Annotated in this window: 16 protein-coding genes; 11 read left to right on the forward strand and 5 right to left on the reverse strand. The window is 63.6% G+C overall.

What is annotated here, in order from left to right:
• Positions 1 to 149: 149 nt before the first annotated feature.
• The 8 genes from LIX93_RS00790 to LIX93_RS00825 all read left to right on the forward strand — a co-directional run bounded on the left by LIX93_RS00790 (position 150) and on the right by LIX93_RS00825 (position 9,716).
• Positions 150 to 1,061 (forward strand): LysR substrate-binding domain-containing protein, encoded by a 912-nt coding sequence (locus LIX93_RS00790; protein WP_226502113.1) that lies wholly within the window; start codon positions 150 to 152, stop codon positions 1,059 to 1,061.
• 191 nt (positions 1,062 to 1,252) lie between these two features.
• A complete protein-coding gene (locus LIX93_RS00795) occupies positions 1,253 to 2,176 on the forward strand; it encodes an N-carbamoyl-D-amino-acid hydrolase (protein ID WP_226502114.1) in 924 nt (307 codons plus the stop codon).
• A 17-nt stretch (positions 2,177 to 2,193) separates the two neighbouring features.
• Positions 2,194 to 3,048, forward strand: a complete 855-nt coding sequence (locus tag LIX93_RS00800) for a D-amino-acid transaminase (RefSeq protein ID WP_226502115.1) — start codon at positions 2,194 to 2,196, stop codon at positions 3,046 to 3,048.
• 115 nt (positions 3,049 to 3,163) lie between these two features.
• The gene (locus LIX93_RS00805) at positions 3,164 to 4,762 is read left to right on the forward strand and encodes an ABC transporter substrate-binding protein (protein ID WP_226502116.1); all 1,599 of its coding nucleotides are present in this window, start codon (positions 3,164 to 3,166) and stop codon (positions 4,760 to 4,762) included.
• Between the two features lie 35 nt (positions 4,763 to 4,797).
• Positions 4,798 to 5,739 carry an ABC transporter permease gene (locus LIX93_RS00810; RefSeq protein WP_226502117.1) on the forward strand — a complete coding sequence of 314 codons (942 nt, stop codon included), beginning with the start codon at positions 4,798 to 4,800 and terminating at the stop codon, positions 5,737 to 5,739.
• Positions 5,740 to 5,749: 10 nt separating this feature from the next.
• The gene (locus tag LIX93_RS00815) at positions 5,750 to 6,625 is read left to right on the forward strand and encodes an ABC transporter permease (protein ID WP_226502118.1); all 876 of its coding nucleotides are present in this window, start codon (positions 5,750 to 5,752) and stop codon (positions 6,623 to 6,625) included.
• A complete protein-coding gene (locus LIX93_RS00820) occupies positions 6,622 to 8,265 on the forward strand; it encodes an ABC transporter ATP-binding protein (RefSeq protein WP_226502119.1) in 1,644 nt (547 codons plus the stop codon). Before LIX93_RS00815 ends, LIX93_RS00820 begins: the two co-directional genes overlap by 4 nt.
• A 2-nt stretch (positions 8,266 to 8,267) precedes the next feature.
• On the forward strand, positions 8,268 to 9,716 hold the full coding sequence (locus LIX93_RS00825; protein WP_226502120.1) for a D-aminoacylase: 1,449 nt from the start codon (positions 8,268 to 8,270) through the stop codon (positions 9,714 to 9,716).
• On the opposite strand, the gene LIX93_RS00830 is transcribed toward LIX93_RS00825, so the two are convergent.
• Positions 9,713 to 10,069 (reverse strand): RidA family protein, encoded by a 357-nt coding sequence (locus tag LIX93_RS00830; protein ID WP_226502121.1) that lies wholly within the window; start codon positions 10,067 to 10,069, stop codon positions 9,713 to 9,715. The two genes, LIX93_RS00825 and LIX93_RS00830, sit on opposite strands and share 4 nt — an antisense overlap.
• A 145-nt stretch (positions 10,070 to 10,214) precedes the next feature.
• Here LIX93_RS00830 and LIX93_RS00835 point away from each other — a divergent pair, with 145 nt between their 5' ends.
• Positions 10,215 to 11,462: a D-amino acid dehydrogenase gene (locus LIX93_RS00835; protein WP_226502122.1), complete on the forward strand. Its 1,248-nt coding sequence runs from the start codon at positions 10,215 to 10,217 to the stop codon at positions 11,460 to 11,462.
• Between the two features lie 96 nt (positions 11,463 to 11,558).
• Here the strand turns inward: LIX93_RS00835 and LIX93_RS00840 are convergent, their stop codons facing one another.
• The gene (locus tag LIX93_RS00840) at positions 11,559 to 11,975 is read right to left on the reverse strand and encodes a nuclear transport factor 2 family protein (RefSeq protein WP_226502123.1); all 417 of its coding nucleotides are present in this window, start codon (positions 11,973 to 11,975) and stop codon (positions 11,559 to 11,561) included.
• Positions 11,976 to 12,173: 198 nt separating this feature from the next.
• Between LIX93_RS00840 and LIX93_RS00845 the strand changes: the two genes are divergently transcribed.
• Positions 12,174 to 13,070 (forward strand): LysR family transcriptional regulator, encoded by an 897-nt coding sequence (locus tag LIX93_RS00845; protein ID WP_226502124.1) that lies wholly within the window; start codon positions 12,174 to 12,176, stop codon positions 13,068 to 13,070.
• A gap of 10 nt (positions 13,071 to 13,080) precedes the next feature.
• Here the strand turns inward: LIX93_RS00845 and LIX93_RS00850 are convergent, their stop codons facing one another.
• Positions 13,081 to 14,562, reverse strand: coding sequence for an aldehyde dehydrogenase family protein (locus LIX93_RS00850; protein ID WP_226502125.1), 1,482 nt, complete (start codon positions 14,560 to 14,562; stop codon positions 13,081 to 13,083).
• Positions 14,563 to 15,060: 498 nt separating this feature from the next.
• On the opposite strand from LIX93_RS00850, the gene LIX93_RS00855 reads away from it, so the two are divergent.
• Entirely contained in the window at positions 15,061 to 16,278 is a 1,218-nt protein-coding gene (locus LIX93_RS00855) for a diguanylate cyclase (protein ID WP_226502126.1), read from the forward strand.
• A gap of 41 nt (positions 16,279 to 16,319) precedes the next feature.
• Here LIX93_RS00855 and LIX93_RS00860 read toward each other — a convergent pair whose 3' ends face one another.
• Both LIX93_RS00860 and LIX93_RS00865 read right to left on the reverse strand, forming a co-directional pair.
• On the reverse strand, positions 16,320 to 17,126 hold the full coding sequence (locus LIX93_RS00860) for a CHAD domain-containing protein (protein WP_226502127.1): 807 nt from the start codon (positions 17,124 to 17,126) through the stop codon (positions 16,320 to 16,322).
• Between the two features lie 106 nt (positions 17,127 to 17,232).
• On the reverse strand, positions 17,233 to 18,927 hold the full coding sequence (locus tag LIX93_RS00865; protein WP_226502128.1) for a bifunctional metallophosphatase/5'-nucleotidase: 1,695 nt from the start codon (positions 18,925 to 18,927) through the stop codon (positions 17,233 to 17,235).
• Positions 18,928 to 18,966: the final 39 nt, after the last annotated feature.

The raw sequence follows: 18,966 nt of genomic DNA on the forward strand, positions 1-18,966 counted from the left end.
GCCGAGCGTCCGCGAGATCATCTGCAGCGTCAGCAAGACCGCGAATCATGCCGATCTGTCCACTGGCCTGCTAATTGCTAACCACCCCATAACCTGCTGTTAAGCGTCAGCCATTCCCCAGGCGCCAGTCAGGTCATCGAGGGAGGTCAATGCAGTCGCTCAACCTGCGCCAGATCGAAGTGTTCCGCGCGGTGATGATCACCGGTTCCATCAACGGCGCCGCGCAATTATTGCTGGTCTCGCAACCTGCGGTCAGCCGCATGCTCTCGCACACCGAGGCGCGCATCGGCTTTCAGTTGTTCGAGCGGGTCAAGGGGCGGCTGTACCCATCGCCCGAGGCGCGGCGGTTGTTCACCGACGTCGAATCGGTGTACCGCGACATCCAGCGGGTCAACACCACGCTGCATGATCTGGTCCAGCAACGCCATGGCGTACTGCGTATCGCCAGCAGCCCCAGCCTGGGGCATCAAATGGTCCCGGATGCCATCGCCGCCTTCCGCCGGTGCACTACCGATATCCGCGTCAGCCTCGAATGCCTGCGCCACGTGCTGCTGCGCGATCGCTTGCTCGATCAGCAGGCCGACCTGGGCATCTCGTTATTCCCCATCGATCATCCGAATCTGCGTGCTGTGCCGCTGAGCGATATTCGCGTGCTGATGGTCTGTCCGGCGGGCCATGAGCTGACGCGTGTGCCGGCCGACGAACTGCCCCAGGCCCTGGCCGCCGCGCCCTTTGTCGGCTATCCATCGGACACGCCATTCTTCAGTTTCGTCAAGCCGGCGTTCGAGCGTGTGGGCCTGGCTTACCGACCGGACATCGATGTCGACTCCCCGCATCACGCCTGCGCACTGGTCAAGAACGGCGCCGGTTTCGCGGTGGTCGACGAGATTTCCTGGCGCGCCTCGGGCACCGAGCGCATGGCCGTGCTGCCCATTTTGATCGACGAGCGCTTGACGGTCAGCCTGGTGCATCTGCGTCGCGAACCCCTCGCGCAGCTGGCCCAGACCTTCGTGGAGCAGCTGCGCGGCACCCTGAGCGACAGCGGGTTCGAACTGTTTTGAGCCCAGGCACAGACTCCCGGGCTTGCGGGGTCGGCGGCGAAGCTCCGCTATTAACAACAGTGATTAACAACAGGTTAATCACGGCCTACGTATTGGCATGCGACAGCGTGCACCGATCCTCCCACACTGGGCCCCTCGTATCGCAACACGGTTCGCCGGCACCGCGCCGGTCTTGGGGGAGGAAACACCACATGCGCGAAATCATCATCGGCGGCGCTCAACTGGGCGCCATCCAGAAGGCCGATTCCAGGGCCTCAGTGGTCCAGCGTATGCTGGTGCTGCTGGAGCAGGCGCGCCAACAAGGCTGCGAACTGGTGGTGTTTCCGGAGCTGGCGCTGACGACGTTTTTCCCGCGCTGGTTCATGCCTGATCAGGCGCAAGTCGACACCTGGTTCGAAGCCCAGATGCCCAGCGACACGACTCGCCCGCTGTTCGATTTTTCCCGTGAGCATGGCATCGCCATCTCCTTCGGCTATGCCGAGCTGACCCCCGAAGGGCAGCACTTCAACACCTCCATCATCACCGACCGGCAAGGCAACATCGTCGGCAAATACCGCAAGGTGCACCTGCCTGGGCATGTCGAATTCGACACCACGCGGGATTTTCAGCATCTGGAAAAACGCTATTTTCTGCCCGGCGACCTGGGCTTCCCGACCTGGGAAAGCCAAGGCGCCGTGATGGGCATGTGCATCTGCAACGACCGCCGCTGGCCGGAGACCTATCGGGTCATGGGCCTGCAAGGCGTCGAGCTGATCACTTTGGGCTACAACACGCCGTCGATCAATTCGCAAAAGCGTGGCGAAGGTGAAGAGCACCGGCTGTTCCATTCCGAGCTGTGCATGCAGGCCGGGGCTTATCAGAATGCGACCTGGGTGGTCGGCGTGGCCAAGGCCGGGGTCGAGGACGGTTTTCCGTTGATGGGCGGCAGCGTGATTGTCGACCCCAATGGTTTCGTGGTGGCCAGAGCGCAAGGGCAGGGCGATGAACTGATCGTGCATGCCTGTGACATGGACCTGTGCAACTTCGGCAAAACCACGATCTTCGATTTCGCCCGCCACCGTCGCATCGAACACTACGGCATCATTACCCGTCAGACGGGCGTGCAACGCCCCTGAACCGGAGAATCCCCGCTATGCGCAGCCTGTACTTGAATGGGGCGTTCGTCCCCGAAGACGAAGCGAAGATTTCGGTCTTCGACCGCGGCTTCATGTTCGCCGATGCGATCTATGAAGTGACCGCAGTGCTGCACGGCAAGCTGGTGGACTTCGATCTGCATCTGGCGCGCCTGGCGCGGTCACTGGCAGAGATGGCGCTGGTGTTGCCGCTCGACAATGCGCAGTTGCTGGCGATTCATCGCGAGCTGATCGAACGCAACGCCCTGCACGAAGGCCTGGTGTACCTGCAGGTCAGCCGTGGCACCGAAGACCGCAACTTTCTTTATCCGCCGGCCGGTAGCCCGCCGACGGTGGTGCTCTATACCCAGGCCAAAGTAGTGCTCGAAAGCCCTTTGGCCAAACGTGGCATGAACATCATCGGCCTGCCTGACTTGCGCTGGGGCCGCAGCGATATCAAGACCACGCAGTTGCTCTACGCCTGCATGGCCAAGGAGCAGGCCAAGGCCCAGGGCGCGGACGATGCATGGTTGGTGAAAGACGGCTTCGTCACGGAGGGCACTTCCAACAACGCCTTTATCATTACTCACGACGGCGGGGTCGTGACGCGCGAGCTGTCCAACGCCTTGTTGCCCGGCATCACCCGTGGCGCGCTGATTGCGCTGGTCAAGGAGCACGATTTGCGCCTTGAAGAGCGCGCCTACACCCTTGAAGAGGCGCAAAACGCCGCCGAGGCGTTCATCACCTCGAGCACGTCATTCGTCTACCCAGTGGTCACCATCGACGGTCACGCCGTGGGCGATGGCAAACCCGGCGTGCTCACGCAACGCCTGCGCCAGCTGTACATCGACCATGCGCTTGCGGTGATCGCCTGATCATCGTTCGCCACCGCCCAGGCGTGCACAGAGACGCCGGGCCTTAACAGCGATTTGTACATCACACAGCAAGACTGCCGACACCGACCCTAGCCCTTTGCAAGGAATGTTGAGCATGCAAGCACGTCAATCCCGTCCCCTGATCGCCAAGCTGTTGTTACCCCTCGGCCTGGCCGCCGCCCTCACTGCGCCGTTCGCCCTGGCCGCAGAAAAAACCCTGCACGTGGTGATGTCCTCCTCCTTGCGCGTACTCGATCCCATCGCCACCACGGCGCAGATCACCCGCAACCACGCCTACATGATCTACGACACCTTGATCGGCATGGACGAGCATTTCACCCCGCAGCCGCAGATGGCCGACTGGACTGTCTCGGCGGATGGCCTGACGTACACCTTCACACTGCGCGACGGTCTGCTGTGGCACGACGGCAAAGCGGTGACCGCCACTGATTGCGTGGCCTCGCTCAAGCGCTGGGCGCACTTCGATGTCGGTGGTCAATTGATGATGAAGTACACCTCAAGCATCGTCGCCACCAACGACAAGACCATTACGCTGACCCTCGCCAAACCCTTCGGTTATGTCTTGCAGTTGCTCGCCAAACCATCGTCCGTGGCGGCGTTCATGATGCCCGAGCGCGTCGCCAACATCCCGGATGGCCAGACCATCACCGACTACACCGGCTCGGGTCCCTATAAGTTCGTGGCCAAGGAGTTCGACCCCGGCAACCGCGTCGTCTACGAAAAATTCAAGCAGTACGTGCCGCGCAAGGAACCGGCCAGCGGTACGGCGGGCGGCAAGGTGGTCAAGGTCGATCGCGTCGAGTGGATCAACATGCCCGACCGCATGACCGCGATCAACGCGCTGTCGTCCGGCGATGTGGATTTCATCGAGCAGCTGCCCATCGATCTGCTGCCGATGGTGCAGGCCGATCCGAACCTCAAGACCGGCGTACTGAGCAAGTTGGGCAACATGACCGGCGGGCGGATGAACTTCCTGTATCCACCGTTCAACAACCCCGATATTCGGCGCGCGGCCTTGCTGGCGCTGAACCAGAAGGACGTCCTCGATGCGCTGGTCGGCAACCCCGAGTATTACCGCCAGTGCGCGTCGGTGTTCGGTTGCGGCACCCCGCTGGAAACCCAGGTGGGCGGCGAATCGCTGACCAGCGGCGGCAACCTTGAGGCGGCCCGCGCACTGCTGAAAAAGGCCGGCTACGACGGCACTCCCGTGGTGATCATGCAGCCCACCGATGTGCCGAGCCAGGCGCCACAACCGGTGGTCGCGGCCCAGGCGTTGCGCAAGGCCGGCTTCGTGGTCGATCTGCAACCCATGGACTGGCAGACGTTGATCTCGCGTCGCGCCAACCAGAATCCGCCCGCCCAGGGTGGCTGGAACCTGTTCTTCACCTATTGGAACGCCGAGACCATCTGGAACCCGGTGGTCAATCCAATGCTCGACGGTGGCGGGCAGAAGGGCGCGTGGTTCGGCTGGCCGACCGATGCGCAGATGAACCAGCTGCGGGTCGATTTCGTGACCGCTACCGACCCGGCCAAACAGAAGGCCATCGCCGTCGAAATCCAGCAGCGCGCCATGGATCAGGTGAGCTATATCCCGCTGGGTCAGTACAACGATGTCGCCGCCTGGAACAACCACGTCAGCCAATGGGTGGCGGGGCCGTCCACGGTGTTCTGGAACGTCGAGAAAACCGACTGATTGCTGCATCACGCTTGTTGCGTTCGGAGGCTTCGATGCTGGGTTATTTTTTGCGACGTGTGCTGGCGGCAGTCCCGGTGATGCTGGTGGTCGCACTGTTCGTGTTCCTGCTGCTGCGCCTGTCGCCCGGTGATCCTGCGGCGATCATCGCCGGTGACATGGCCAGCCCCGAGCAACTGGCGGCCATCCGCCAGAACCTCGGCCTCGACCAGCCGCTGTACCGGCAGTTTTTCGTGTGGATCTGGCAGCTACTGCACGGTGATTTCAGCACCTCGCTGATGGCCCATACACCAGTGCTGAACATGATCGGTCAGCGCCTGGAGCCGACGCTGAGCCTGGCGTTGGTGTCGATCCTGTTCACCATTCTCATTTCGGTGCCGCTGGGCGTGCTGGCGGCGTGGAAACACGGCAGCTGGATCGACAACCTGGTGATGTCGACCTCGGTGCTGGGCTTTTCGATTCCGGTGTTCGTGATCGGCTACGGGCTGATCACAGTGTTCGCCCTGGACCTCAAGTGGTTGCCGGTACAAGGCTTTCGCAGCCTGGGCGATGGCCTGGGGCCGTTCGCGCAACGGATCGTGTTGCCGGCCCTGACGCTGTCCTCGGTCTACGTGGCGCTGGTGGCGCGCATGACCCGCGCGAGCATGCTCGAAGTGCTCGGTGAAGATTACATCCGCACCGCCCGCGCCAAGGGCCTGAGCGAGGTGCACGTGTTGTTTCGCCACGCGCTGCGCAACGCGATGATCCCGATCCTCACGGTCATCGGCACCGGCTTTGCGCTGATGATTTCCGGGGTGGTGGTCACCGAAAGCGTGTTCAACATTCCAGGCTTGGGCCGGCTGATCGTCGACGCCGTGCTGGCCCGCGACTATCCCGTGATTCAAGGCATGATCCTGCTGACCAGCGGTGTGTATGTCGTCATCAATCTGCTGATCGACCTGTCGTACGCGGTCAGCGATCCGCGCATCCGTTACTGAGGACAAGGTCATGAGCAAACCCGTTTCCCTGAGCCTGCCAGCACCCAGGCGTCGCCTGATCACCTTGCCGCGCATGCCGTGGACTTCTGCGCTGGCCTTGGTGGTGCTGGTGCTGATCATCGCCATGGCGGTCTTTGCGCCCTGGATCGCCAACCACGACCCCATCGCCTTGGCGCCGGCCATGCGCCTCAAGCCGCCCAGTGCCGAGTTCTGGCTGGGTACCGACGCCTATGGCCGCGATCTGTTTTCGCGCATCGTCTATGGCGCGCGCATCTCGCTCACCGTGGGCGTCGGCGTCACCGTGCTGAGCATCCTTATCGGCCTGCCGCTGGGGCTGATCGCCGGTTATTTCCGCGGCCTGGACGCGCTGTTGATGCGGATCATGGACGGGCTGATGGCGATCCCCGGAATCTTGCTGGCGATCGCTATCGTGTCCCTCAGCAGTGCCGGGATCTGGACCGTGATGATCGCCATCATGGTGCCCGAAATCCCCCAGGTGGTGCGCCTGGTGCGCGCGCGGGTGCTGTCGACGCGCGAAGAACCCTACGTAGAGGCCGCCCTGTTGATGGGCACCTCGACGTTCAAGATCCTCACCCGCCACCTGATGCCCAACACCTTGGCGCCGCTGATCGTGCAGGGCACTTACATCTGCGCATCGGCGATCCTCACCGAGTCGATCTTGTCGTTCCTCGGCGCAGGCATCGGCACCGAAATCCCCACCTGGGGCAACATCATTGCCGAGGGTCGGGTGTACTTCCAGCTCAAGCCGTCGCTGGTGCTGTGGGCCGGGCTGGCGCTGTCGTTGTGCATCTTGTCGATCAACCTGCTGGGCGACGCCGCACGGGATGCGCTCGACCCCCGTATGCAGCAAAGGGGCAAGGCATGAGCGATCAGTTCAGCGACACCCTGCGGGTCGAAAACCTCTGCGTGAACAGCGCCGACGGCACGCCGATCCTGCAGGATATTTCGTTCCATATCCGTGCCGGGGAAACCCTGTGTCTGGTAGGCGAGAGCGGTTCGGGCAAGTCGGTGACGTCGCTGGCGACCCTCGGCCTGTTGCCCAAGGGCGCGCTGAGCGCCGCCAGCGGGCGGATCCTGCTGGACGGCGAAGACGTGCTGCAGGTCAGCAATGCTCGGCTCAAGGCACTGCGCGGCAGCCGCATGGCGATGATCTTTCAGGAGCCGATGACAGCTCTCAATCCGGTCCTCAGCGTGGGGCGGCAGATCGACGAAGTGCTGCAGACCCACACCGTGCTGGGCGCCGCCGAGCGTCGCGTGCAGGTGATGAATGCGCTGACCCAGGTGCACCTGTCGGACATCGAGCGCATCTACGCGGCCTATCCGCACCAGCTCAGTGGCGGCCAGCGCCAGCGGATCATGATCGCCATGGCACTGGTCCTCGAGCCACGCTTGCTGATCGCCGACGAGCCGACTACGGCGCTGGACGTCACTACGCAGCAGCAGATCCTCAAGCTGATCCGCGAGCTGCAGCAAAAACACGGTACGGCGGTGCTGTTCATCACTCATGACATGGGCGTGGTGGTGGACATCGCCGACCGCGTGTGCGTGATGCGCCAGGGCCGTATCGTCGAGTCAGGCAGTGTGGCAGAGGTACTCTCCAGGCCCCGTGAGGACTACACCAAAGCCCTGCTGGCGGCGGTACCGGGCCTGGCGCCGCGCGCGGCGCGCAGCGCGGTCAACAGCCAGCAAGTGGTGCTCGACGTCAGCGAACTGGGTAAGGTCTATCCGCCAGCAGGGGGCGCGTGGCGCTGGTTCGGCAAGCCCCGTGAAGGGACTCGGGCGGTGCATGAGGTGTCCTTCACCCTCAAGCGTGGCCGCACCCTGGGCATCGTCGGCGAGAGCGGCTCCGGCAAATCCACCGTGGCGCGCTGCGTGATGCGCCTGCTGGCACCGACCCATGGCGCAATCCGCGTCACCGGCAAGGATATTTCCGAGTTGTCGGCGCATAGCCTCAAGCCCCATCGCAAGCGCATCCAGATGATTTTCCAGGACCCTAATCGCTCGCTCAATCCACGCCTGAGCATCGGCAAGAGCCTGGTCGAAGGGCCGATGAACCACGGCGTCTCCTTCGCGCAGGCCTGGGCGCGTGCTCAGGAACTGCTGGAGCTGGTGGGGCTGCCCACCGACGCCATCGAGCGCTTTCCACATCAGTTTTCCGGTGGCCAGCGCCAGCGCATCGCTATTGCCCGCGCCCTGGCCATGGAGCCGGACGTGATCGTCGCCGACGAGGCCGTTTCGGCGCTCGATGTTTCGGTGCAGGCGCAAGTGCTGGAGTTGCTGCAAGCCATTCAACAGCGCATGGGTGTGGCCATTCTGTTCATCACCCACGACCTGCGCGTTGCCGCGCAATTGTGTGACGACGTGCTGGTCATGCACCGCGGGCAGGTCATCGAGTACGGCCCGGCGGCGGCTGTACTCGGCGATCCGCAGCAGCCCTATACCCAGCAGTTGATGGACGCGGTGCCCGGCAAGGGCTGGGATTTTGCAGCAGGCCAGAGGATTTGAGCATGACTTTCGATTTGCTGTTTCGCGCCGTGACGATCGTCGACGGCACTGGCGCCGCACCCTATGTCGCCGACCTGGCCACTCAGGGTGATCGCATCGTGGCCCTTGGCGATCTGAGCGGCTATCACGCGCAACGGATCATCGATGGCAACGGACGCTGCCTGATGCCGGGTTTTATCGACGTGCACACCCATGATGATACCAACGTCATTCGCACCCCCGAGATGCTCGCCAAGATCTCTCAGGGGGTAACCACGGTGATCGTCGGCAACTGCGGCATCAGCGCCTCCCCGGTGACCTTGCGCGGTGCCCCACCTGACCCGATGAATCTGCTCGGCACTCGGGAGGCGTTCGTCTATCCGACCTTCCAGAGTTACATCGATGCGGTCGAACAGGCCGTGCCGAGCGTCAATGTCGCCGCCTTGATCGGCCACACCGCGCTGCGCTCCAACGTCATGGCGCAATTGGATCGAGCCGCGTATGACAACGAGCTGCACGCCATGTGCCTGGCGCTCGAAGCGGCACTGGATGCCGGGGCCATCGGGCTCAGTTCCGGGCTGGCCTACACCAACGCCAAACAGGCGCCCATGGCGGAGATGCAGGCGCTGGTGGATATCATCGGTGCGCACGGTGCGCTCTATACCACGCACATGCGCAACGAGCACGATGGCTTGCTCGACTCGCTACAGGAATCGTTCACCACGGCGCGCAACGCGGGCGCGGACCTGGTGATTTCCCACCTCAAATGCGCCGGCGCCGGTAACTGGGGTCGGGCGCCTTTGGCCCTGGCCGCTCTGGAGAAGGCTGCCAGCCAACAGTCCTGTAACTGCGATTGTTATCCCTATTCGGCTAGCTCGACCACGCTGGATGCCTGGCGTGTCGACGGGCAGATGGAAATTCTCATCACCTGGTCCGAGCCGCACCCGGAGATGGCCCGCCAGACCCTCAAGGACATCGCCGAGCAGTGGGGCGTATCGCAGTGGCAGGCCACCGAGCGGCTGCGCCCGGCCGGCGCCATCTACCACATGATGAGCGAAGACGATGTGCGCAGGATTCTCGCTCATCCGCTGTCGATGGTCGGCTCCGACGGCCTGCCCAATGACCCTAATCCGCACCCGCGCTTGTGGGGCACTTTCCCTCGGGTGCTGGCGCATTATTGCCGGGACTTGAAGCTGTTCGATCTGGCCGAAGCGGTGCGCAAGATGACCGGGCTGTCGGCCGCACGCTTTCGCCTGCAAGACCGTGGCGTGCTGCGCGAGGGCGCCTTCGCCGACTTGACGTTGGTGGACATGCAGCGCATCGAGGACATCGCCACTTACAGCGATCCGTGCCGCCAGGCGCCGGGCATCGACCTGGTGGTGGTCAACGGCGTGGTCAGCTATGAAGACGGCCGGGTGCAGGGGCGCCAGGGGCGCTTGCTCAAGCGCCAGCCTGTCGCGTTGGCGGGTTAGACCCCGGTGGCAGCGGTCAGCATGATCTCGACCAATACGTCCGGCGAGGCCAGGTCGGCCTGGATAGTCGCACGGGCCGGCGCGGCGCCTTCGGGCAGCCACTCGCTCCAGACTTCATTCATGGCAGCGAAATCGGCGGTTATGTCCTTGAGCCAGATCTGCGCGCTCAGCAAGCGGGTTTTGTCGCTGCCCGATTGGGCGAGCAGGGCGTCGATCTTGGCCAGTACCTGGCGGGTCTGGCCGGCGCAATCGGCGGTGCGGTCGTCTGGCACCTGGCCTGACAACCAGGCCAGTCCACCGTGGAGGATGGCGCCGCTGAGGCGTGGATTGACGGAAATTCTCTGGATGCTCATGGCAACTCCTGATGCGGGGTGGGGATGCGGTGTGGACGGACAACGCTAACCACCCTCGCTTCATATTGCCATGACTAAATCGACTGTCGGCCATAACCCCTTGCTAAGGCCGCCCATCTTCAGACGTGATTCAAAGGAGAACACTGTGCAAGTAGTGGTGGTAGGAGCAGGTGTGGTGGGGCTGGCCAGTGCCTGGTATCTGGCGCAGAAGGGCCTGCAGGTCACGCTGGTGGATCGTCACGCCGAGGTCGCCCAAGAGACCAGCTTCGCCAATGGCGGGCAGTTGAGCTACAGCTACGTGGCGCCTCTGGCGGAACCGGGGGTGATAGGCAAGCTGCCGCAATGGTTGCTCGGCGCAGACTCGCCGTTGCGTTTCAGGCCGCGTCTGGACCCGGCCCAGTGGCGCTGGTGCCTGGCGTTTCTGCGTGCCTGCACACAGGCACAGGTGCGCCGCACCATCGGCGAGATGCTCAGCCTGTCGTACCTGAGCCGCGATGCGCTGGATGAACTGCTGGCCGCCCATCCGCTGGATTTCGATCTGACGCGCACCGGCAAGCTGGTGGTGTATCGCGACTCGGCGGCGCTGGCCGCCGCCACGCCGATGGTCGACTGGCAACGCTCGCTCGGCGCCGATCAACGCCTGCTGGACGGCCCGGGATGCGTCGCGCTGGAGCCGACGCTCGCGGCGATCGGCAGCCAGTTGGCCGGAGGCATTCACACGCCGGGGGAGGCGACCGGCGACTGCCTGCGCTTCTGTCAGGGGCTGCAGAGTTTGTTGGCGCACAGGCCTGACGTGCGCCTGGCCCTGGGCGTCGAGGTGCAGGGGTTGGTGCGCGAAGGGTCGCGAGTGGTCGCCGTGCGCACCGCCGAGGGGGACATCGCGGCCGATGCCGTGGTGGTCGCCGCCGGGATGTTCAGTGTGCCGTTGCTCAAGCCATTGGGGCTGTCGCTGCCGTTGTACGGCTTGCGCGGCTACAGCCTGAGCGTGCCGCTGGACCCATCCCTGCCTGCACCGCGCCTGAGCGTGACCGACGCCGCGCGCAAGGTGGTCTACGCGCCGCTGGGCAGGCGCCTGCGCATTGCGGCGATGGTCGACATGGGCGTGAGCGGGGCAGATGTCGACCCGGCGCGCATCACCTTGCTCAAGCAGCAGGTCGCCGAGACCTTCCCGCAACTGGACCTCGAGCATGCTCAGGCCTGGGCCGGTCTGCGCCCCAGTACCGCGCACAGCAAGCCGATCATCGGCCGTGCCGAGGGGTTCGACAACCTGTGGCTGAACGTCGGGCAGGGGGCGCTCGGGTTCACCTTGGCACTGGGCAGCGCGAAGCTGTTGGCCGCACAAATGAGCGGTGATGCCTCGCCGATCGATCCGGCGCCGTTTCAGTTGCGCTAGAAGGTCGCCGGGGTAGTCACCCAGCCTGTCCGCACTGCGCTGGTGGTCTATTCACGATCACCATTGGGGCTCGCTGGGGGAGCCGTACGCCTGCAATCAAGCGGCGCTGGCCACCGACAGGTGCTCGTGACAGGCCAGCCAGCGCCCCTCGCGATAGTGAAAAACGATGGTCTCGCGCTCTTCGCACTGCAACTCCTCACCCGCGACGCGCAGGCGCGTCGATACATCGTGGATGAAGATCGCCACCTCACCCTGCAGGCTCACATGGCCGTTGCTCGACTGGCACTCCAGCACGGCGAAACCCTCGGCCTGCCATTGCGCCCACACGGCTTCATATTCGGCGCGGGTATACAGCGGCTGGGGCAGGGTGTGGAATACGAAGGTGGCCTCAGGGCTGAAGCTGGCGAAGTAGCGCGCGGTGTCGTTGCTGGCGAAGGCACTGACCAGATCGGCGGCGGCCTGGAGTACCTGTTCGTGTGTATGGGGGGCTTGCGTCTGGGAGGATTGCTGCACGGTGGGCCTCGGTAATGGCTGTTGTGATTGTCTGCGGGGATTCTGGCGAGTACCGCGGGCGGGGCAAATCGGTGGGGGCAAATAATCACTTCAGGGATTCATCAACTAATCGCGTTGGAACGCGCAATTGACACGCTGCCTGCCCTGGCATTGAATGCCTCGCTCCCCCGTGTGGTCATCGTCAATGAGTCAGACACCGTGTTGAGAAACGTCGCCGATATGGACCTGCGCCTGCTGCGGATCTTTACCGTAGTGGTCAAGTGCGGCGGCTTCAGCGCCGCCCAGGCCGAGCTCAACATGAGCCAGTCCAACATCAGCATGCACATCTCCGGGCTGGAAAAACGCCTGGGCTATCGTCTGTGCGAGCGCGGCAAGGGTGGCTTTCGGGTGACCGAGAAGGGCCAGCGGATTCTCGACGCGGCGGCCGTACTGTTCGGTGCCGTGGATGCGTTTCGCGATGAGGCTCAGGGGCTGTCGGGGCGTCTGGTGGGCGATCTGTACTTGGGCGTGGCCGATAACATCGCGACCCTGCCCACCGCGCGCATCGATGCGGCCATCGCGCGGTTCTACCAGCGCGAGCCCGATACCCATCTGCACATCCACGTCAATTCGCCCACCGAGCTCGAGCGCGCGGTGATCGACGGTCAACTGGATATGGCGGTGTCATATTTCAGCCGGGAGTTGCCGACGCTCGACTACCAAGCCCTGTACAGCGAAGCGATCGGCGTGTTCTGCGGTCGTCTGCATCCGCTGTTCGCGGTCCCGCAGCCCGATACCGCGCAACTGCAGGACGCCGACTGGATCCGCCACGGTTTTCTGTCGGCCAGCCAGGTGCTGCCGATAGTGCCCCGGCGTGCATCGGCGACTGCGCATCATATGGAGGCGGTGGTGCATGGAGTGTTGGCGGGCACCCACCTGGGCTATCTGCCCGCGCACTATGCTCAACCGTGGATCGCCAGCGGGCAGATGCGCGAGCTGGGCGACACGCCGCTGCGCTATGACGTGCAGCACCGCCTGATCACCCATGTCGGGCACCCGCAGAGCGAAGCGGTGCGGGCCTTTATCGATGATCTGCTGGCGGTGCATCGCGCCTAGCGCATGGCCGTTAGCCGAGGCAGCGGGTCACGTGCTTGACCGACTGATACGCCGACAACCCCCAGGGGCCCAGTTCACGGCCGATGCCGCTGGCCTTGGTGCCGCCCCATGAGGTTTCGACGAACACCGCCTGGACCGAGTTGATCCACACGTGCCCGACCTCCAGCGCCGCCGCTACGCGTTGTGCGCGCTGCAGATCGCTGCTGATCACCGTGGCAACGAGGCCGAAGCGGCTGTCGTTGGCGATGTCGATGGCCTGCTGCTCGCTGCTGAAGCGCTGGGTGCAGAGCACCGGCCCGAAGATCTCTTCGTTCCACAGGCGGCTGCCGCTTGGCACGTCGGCATACAGCGTCGGGCGTACGAACCAGCCGGGTTGTTCCACTGCCTTGGCGCCGGCCAGACAGCGCAAGCCTTCGGTCTGGGCGAGGGCGAAGTAGTCGTTGACCTTCGCCCATTGCGCCTGGCTGATCAGTGGGCCCATCTCGACCTGGCCCTGAGCCGGGTCGCCCACCTTGAGCGCCTCGAAAGCCGTGGCCAGGTGTTGCAGCAGAGCGTCACTGATGCGTTCGTGCACCACCAATCGGGAGGTGGCCGAGCACATCTGCCCGGCGTTCCAGCAGATTCCGGCGACGATCCATTCCACTGCCTGGTCGAGGTCGCAATCGTCGAACACCACGATGGCCGACTTGCCGCCCAGCTCCAGGGTCAGCGGCCGACACTGCTCGGCGGCGGCGTGCATCACTTGGCTACCCACCGCATTGCTGCCGGTGAAGGAGACCTTGTCCAGGCCAGGATGACTGCTCAGGGCTGCGCCTACCTGGCGTGCGCCGATGACGATATTCAACACGCCCGCCGGCAGCCCGATGGCGTCGCTGATCTGCCCGTAGGCTTGTTCGATCAGCGGGGTGACTTCGGACGGCTTGAGCACCAGGGTGCAGCCTGCGGCCAACGCCGGGGCGAGCTTCCAGGCGCTGGTCACCAGCGGGAAGTTCCAGGGCACGATCAAGGCCACCACGCCGACTGGCTCGCGCCGCGTTTGTGCGACAAAGCCCGGCACCGCCAGCGGCACGTCGCTGTCCTGGCCGGCATCAAGCTGCTCGGCCAGCACCGCATAGTAGTTAAAGGTGGCTACGGCGTCGTCGATATCGATACTGGCTTCGTGTTCCGGTTTGCCGTTGTTGCGCATCTGCAGCGCCAGCAGCTCGCCACGCCGTTGCTCGATCTGCTCGGCGAAGCGGCGCAGATAGCCGCTACGCTCGGCGCCACTCAAGGCGCGCCATGCAGGCAAGGCGGCGCGCGCAGCGGCGACGGCCTGATCCACTTGCGTCAGGCTGGCGCCCTGGAGTTCGGCGAAGGGCCGGGTGGTGCTGGGGTCATGGACCACGATGGCTTCGTCGCCTTGACCAGCGGCCCATTGGCCCGCGATGTAGTGGGGAGTGTTCGTAGGGTGACTCCCGGCAGTGGCGGGTGTAAGCGAGGGGGCGGGGGGCATGGCAATTCCTGACGTTGGCAGATGTATTGTTGTGATGGGTGGGGCGGCCTGACTGGCCAGGCGCTGGCCGCTACCGCCCGCGCAGGAAGCTTAATCGCGTAGGAACATCAGTTCGTATTCATGATTTTGGATGCTGGTATATCGCATGGCTGATGTATGTGGCCTGGGAAACAGCCGGATGCGGGGTGTTGAATACCGTCCGTCTGTAGAGGCTCAACGGTTGCCGGGGGTACCGCCTGTCGGCTGGTCAGCGCGCAGCTCGTCGTCCATCTCCCGTCTGAGCGGGCAGTAATGTTCACCCGCCAATGCTGCGCACGCAGCTCCCGTGGGGGATCTCGACCCAAGGCCTTGATAGAGACCGGTGACGGCAAGGGTCCTGCCTGCCACAGCCGATACAACCTGGGCTGACCTCTAATCGACATATTCTTGTCAAATGATGGCACTAAGATATCATTCGGGCTGTCGTACCCTGATTCATAGCTTCCTGCCCGGTGTCCCATGCCTTTCAGCGTTCCTGATCATTCCACTGCTGACGATCCGCGCCTCCTTGCACAGGTCGAGCAAGCCATTGCATCGGGTGTCCGCAGACTGCGATTCGACAGTGAGCTGGAGCACCGTTACGAAGCCGACACCCATCAACAGCGGCTGCAGTTTCTGACCACCATCGGCATCATCGGTGGGTTGGTCTACAACGTATTCATGCTCAGCGATTGGCTGACGCTGCACGACATGTTCGCGTACGTGGCGCTGGGCCGGGTGTGCCTGATCACGCCGATGATCATCGGCTTGCTGGTATTGCTTCAGCGCCTGAAATCACGCTGGGCGCTTGAAACGGTCGCGGCCACGGGCACGGTGTTGTCGTCATTAATGCCCCTGGTGGTGATGATCTACAGCGACAGCCCCTATCGCATGCATTTTCAATTGGGCATGGTGTTGATCATGGTCTATTGCACCATGATCCAGCAGATGCCGTTGCGTTACGCCGCCTGGGCCATGCTGTGTATGGTGGTCATTCAGTTGGTGACGACTTACCTGGCGCACTTCGCGGACTTCATCATCTGGCAGTCCAACGCGTTGCTGTTCGTCTCGACGGCCGCGCTGCTGGTGATGGCCACTTACTTCATGGAGCGCGGCAAGCGCTTCAGTTATCTGTTCTCTTTGCGTGGCCGGCTGTTGCAAAAACAGTTGATGAGTCTGGCGCGAACCGATTCCCTGACCCAACTGTTCAATCGGCGCTACCAAGGCGAGGTCCTGATGGATGTTTGGGAACAGGCCCAGGCCGCACCCACGCCCGTGGCGACCATTCTGCTCGATATCGATCACTTCAAGGCCTACAACGACAGCTACGGCCACTTGCAGGGTGACGCGTGCCTCAAGCGCCTCAGCGAAGCGGTCCAGCAGACGGCCGAGGACGCTGGCGCGCTGGCCTTTCGGTTCGGCGGTGAAGAAATTCTGCTGCTGTTGGTGGATGCGGATGCCAGCCAGGCCAGGGTCCTGGCCGAAGCCTTGCAAGCGGCAGTCGCTGCCCTGCAGATGCCGCACCCGGCATTGGGTGAGGGTGCGCGCGTCACCATCAGCCTTGGCATTGCCGCTGCCACTGCGCCGCAGATCAGTGCCGACGCCTTGATCGGCAGCGCAGACAGCGCGTTGTATGCCGCCAAGCATGCGGGGCGTGATTGTTTGCGCTTCGCCCGGCCAGAAGCGGTAGGGGGTTAGGTCACCATTCGGTGCCCAGCGGTTCGTCGAGCTGCTGGACGTTATCGAGCGGGCTGCCTGACGGGGGCGGCCCGGTGTTTTTTGCGGATGTCCGGCAGCAGCCGTTGCAGGCGTTTTATCTCGGCTTCGGCCTGCGCCAGTTCTTGTACTGAAGCCTGCAGCCATATCTGCTCCAGCGGTTGCAGGTCGGCTTGCTCCTTGGCCTTAAGGCACCATTGGAAATGGTCATGCCAAGAGCCCAGTGCGGCTTGCACGGCCTTGAGCGATTTGGCGGCATTTTTCGACAAGGGCGATAAATGCGGGAAGGCTTCGGTCAGGTAGCGCGAGCGTTTTACCAGTATTCGTAATTCATGGCGGTCGAACTGCGGGTCGTTCAAGGCTGCATGGAGTTTGTCGATCTGCTTGGTCAGGGCCCTGCCGATCAGGCGCTTGAGCTTGGCAGAGTCGCGCCCGGCGTCTTCGGCGCGGAACAGCGACGGCCAGTTGTCCAGCGCGACGAACAGACGCTTGAGTGCGGCATCGTCAAGTATGGCCTTGTAGTCCGCCTGCAACCGGGCTCTTCGCGCGGCGGCCTCGGCGGGCATACCGCGTGCCTGCAACTCGATGGCCATGACTTCCAGATCCCGCGTCGGCGTGGTCAGCCGGCCCACCTGTGCCGCCGCTTCGCGCAACGAGCTTGTGGCCGCGATGGAGCGCAGCGGGCTGAGCAGGCTGCGAATACGCCGGATGCAAATGCGCAAATCGTGAAGCGCCTCGTCATCGGCGGTGGCCTCGAGCCGCGCCCGGGCATGAAACAACGCCACTTCCAGCTCGATGATTTCCTTCACGTACTCGTTCACGAAAGCCATTCGATCCACCTGTTCATGCTGATCTGGCGGCTGAGGCTAGCAGAGAATGGTGACAGATTAGAAGTGCCCCTCTGGTGGCTATCAGCCTATGTGGCCTTGTGCATCTTCAATCGACCCGCACAATCCGCCCGGCACTGTGCGTCGCTCCCACGGCAACGTGCTTCGCTTCGTTGATCCGCAGGTACTGCAGCATTGCCTCCAGGTCGACCAGTTTGCTGTCCACCACCCTGGTCCCTTGCTTGAACACCGAAAACCGATCCCCACCTGCGGCGAGAAACGCATTGGACACCACGCGATAGCTGCGTTTCATCTCCAGTGGCTTGCCATCCAGCATGACGCTGCCCGGCACCACACGGCTGTCGGCCGGGCGCCTGGCGTCCCAGCGATAGCTGAACCCCTGGGACACCTGCAACAGATGCAAGGCCGCGGCGCTGAACGGTTGGTTGAGCAGCGCCACTAGCTGTTCGCCAGTAAGGTCCATGAGCACCAGGGTGTTGTCGAACGGCTGCACACTGGCGAGCTGGGCATAGGTGAGCCCCTTGCCTCGCGCCTGTTCGAGATCGTTACGAATGCCACCGACGTTCATGAAGGCGATCTGCGCGCCCCAGGGGCGGGTCATGGCCAGTTGCGAGTCGCTGACCAGATCGCCCAGCGCTGATTCACCGTTGCGGTCCAGGCGGCGACTCACCAAGGGCACAGCGATACGGCCGGCCGGTTGCAGGAGGATGGCATCGCTGCGCGCTTCGACTTCGTGCTGCAAGGCGGCCATCTTGGCATCCGGGGTGTAAAGCTGCGGATCGGCCAGCAGGTTGCTGGTGGTCACCGCCGTGACATGGTGCGCGCCCGGCGTGACTTGCAGCGTAAGACGGGTCAACAGGTGGCCGTAGGAGCTGCCTTGAGTGACCGAAAGATGGCCGACCTTGCACAGATAGCCCTGATGGGAATGGCCGCTGAGCAGCGCGTCGACGGCAGGATCGAGGCGCTGGGCAACGTCGATGATAGCGCCGCTGAGCTGGCTGCAATCGCTTTGATCGAAGCGCTCCGGGGTGCTGCCACCCTGGTGAATCACCGCGATGATCGCGTTCACCCCTTGGGCCAGGAGCTCGGGAATCACCCGGTTGATGGCGTCTGCCTCGTCGGTCGCTTGCAGGCCTTGCATGGCTTTGGGGCTGACGATCTGCGCCACGTCGCGCAGCACGGCGCCGACAAAGGCGACCTTGACGCCATGGCTTTCTTCGATGCGGTAGGGCGCAAGCAGCGGCTTGCCGGTGGCGGTGTCGATCAGGTTGGCGGCGATGTAGGGAAAGCCGCTGCCGGGGTAGTCGGGGCGCAACTTGCAGGCTTTTTGTGGTCGCGAGGACTGACAGCCACCGTTGATCTGGCGCAGTAGCTCGGCCTTGCCGTTGTCGAGTTCGTGGTTGCCGACGCTGCTCAACAGCAGCCCCATGCCATGCAAGGCTTCAAGGGTCGGCTCATCGGCCCACATGGCCGAGATCGCCGGGCTGGCACCGATCAGATCGCCGTCACCGACGAACAACAGTTGCGGATCCTGCGCGCGCAGTTGGTCGAGCATGCCGCCCAAGGTGGCGATACCCCCGGCGTCGAGCGTGTACTCGGTGCCAGCGGCGTCCTTGTAGGTCCAGGGATTGGGTTGCAGATAACCATGCAGATCGTTGATGGCGACGACAGTGACCTGCACCGGTTGAACAGGCGCGGTGCTCGGCGCCTGGCTGCAGGCGGCGAGGGCGACGAGCAGCACGGTGGTCGCCAGGCGGCGACCACCGGCGAGAAAGGTTGCCATGGCAAAACATCCTGTCGGGCGAAAGAAAGGCCCTCGCGT

Origin of the sequence: Pseudomonas sp. MWU16-30317 (assembly GCF_020515695.1) — a bacterium.
GTDB lineage: Bacteria > Pseudomonadota > Gammaproteobacteria > Pseudomonadales > Pseudomonadaceae > Aquipseudomonas.

What these genes read in the sequence shown, in the direction of transcription:
- LIX93_RS00805 (WP_226502116.1), top strand. Translation starts at nt 3,164, where the DNA reads ATGCAAGCACGTCAATCCCGTCCCCTGATCGCCAAGCTGTTGTTACCC.
- LIX93_RS00850 (WP_226502125.1), bottom strand. Translation starts at nt 14,562, where the DNA reads ATGCCCCCCGCCCCCTCGCTTACACCCGCCACTGCCGGGAGTCACCCT.
- LIX93_RS00855 (WP_226502126.1), top strand. Translation starts at nt 15,061, where the DNA reads ATGCCTTTCAGCGTTCCTGATCATTCCACTGCTGACGATCCGCGCCTC.
- LIX93_RS00810 (WP_226502117.1), top strand. Translation starts at nt 4,798, where the DNA reads ATGCTGGGTTATTTTTTGCGACGTGTGCTGGCGGCAGTCCCGGTGATG.
- LIX93_RS00795 (WP_226502114.1), top strand. Translation starts at nt 1,253, where the DNA reads ATGCGCGAAATCATCATCGGCGGCGCTCAACTGGGCGCCATCCAGAAG.
- LIX93_RS00790 (WP_226502113.1), top strand. Translation starts at nt 150, where the DNA reads ATGCAGTCGCTCAACCTGCGCCAGATCGAAGTGTTCCGCGCGGTGATG.
- LIX93_RS00800 (WP_226502115.1), top strand. Translation starts at nt 2,194, where the DNA reads ATGCGCAGCCTGTACTTGAATGGGGCGTTCGTCCCCGAAGACGAAGCG.
- LIX93_RS00865 (WP_226502128.1), bottom strand. Translation starts at nt 18,927, where the DNA reads ATGGCAACCTTTCTCGCCGGTGGTCGCCGCCTGGCGACCACCGTGCTG.
- LIX93_RS00830 (WP_226502121.1), bottom strand. Translation starts at nt 10,069, where the DNA reads ATGAGCATCCAGAGAATTTCCGTCAATCCACGCCTCAGCGGCGCCATC.
- LIX93_RS00815 (WP_226502118.1), top strand. Translation starts at nt 5,750, where the DNA reads ATGAGCAAACCCGTTTCCCTGAGCCTGCCAGCACCCAGGCGTCGCCTG.
- LIX93_RS00825 (WP_226502120.1), top strand. Translation starts at nt 8,268, where the DNA reads ATGACTTTCGATTTGCTGTTTCGCGCCGTGACGATCGTCGACGGCACT.
- LIX93_RS00820 (WP_226502119.1), top strand. Translation starts at nt 6,622, where the DNA reads ATGAGCGATCAGTTCAGCGACACCCTGCGGGTCGAAAACCTCTGCGTG.
- LIX93_RS00860 (WP_226502127.1), bottom strand. Translation starts at nt 17,126, where the DNA reads ATGGCTTTCGTGAACGAGTACGTGAAGGAAATCATCGAGCTGGAAGTG.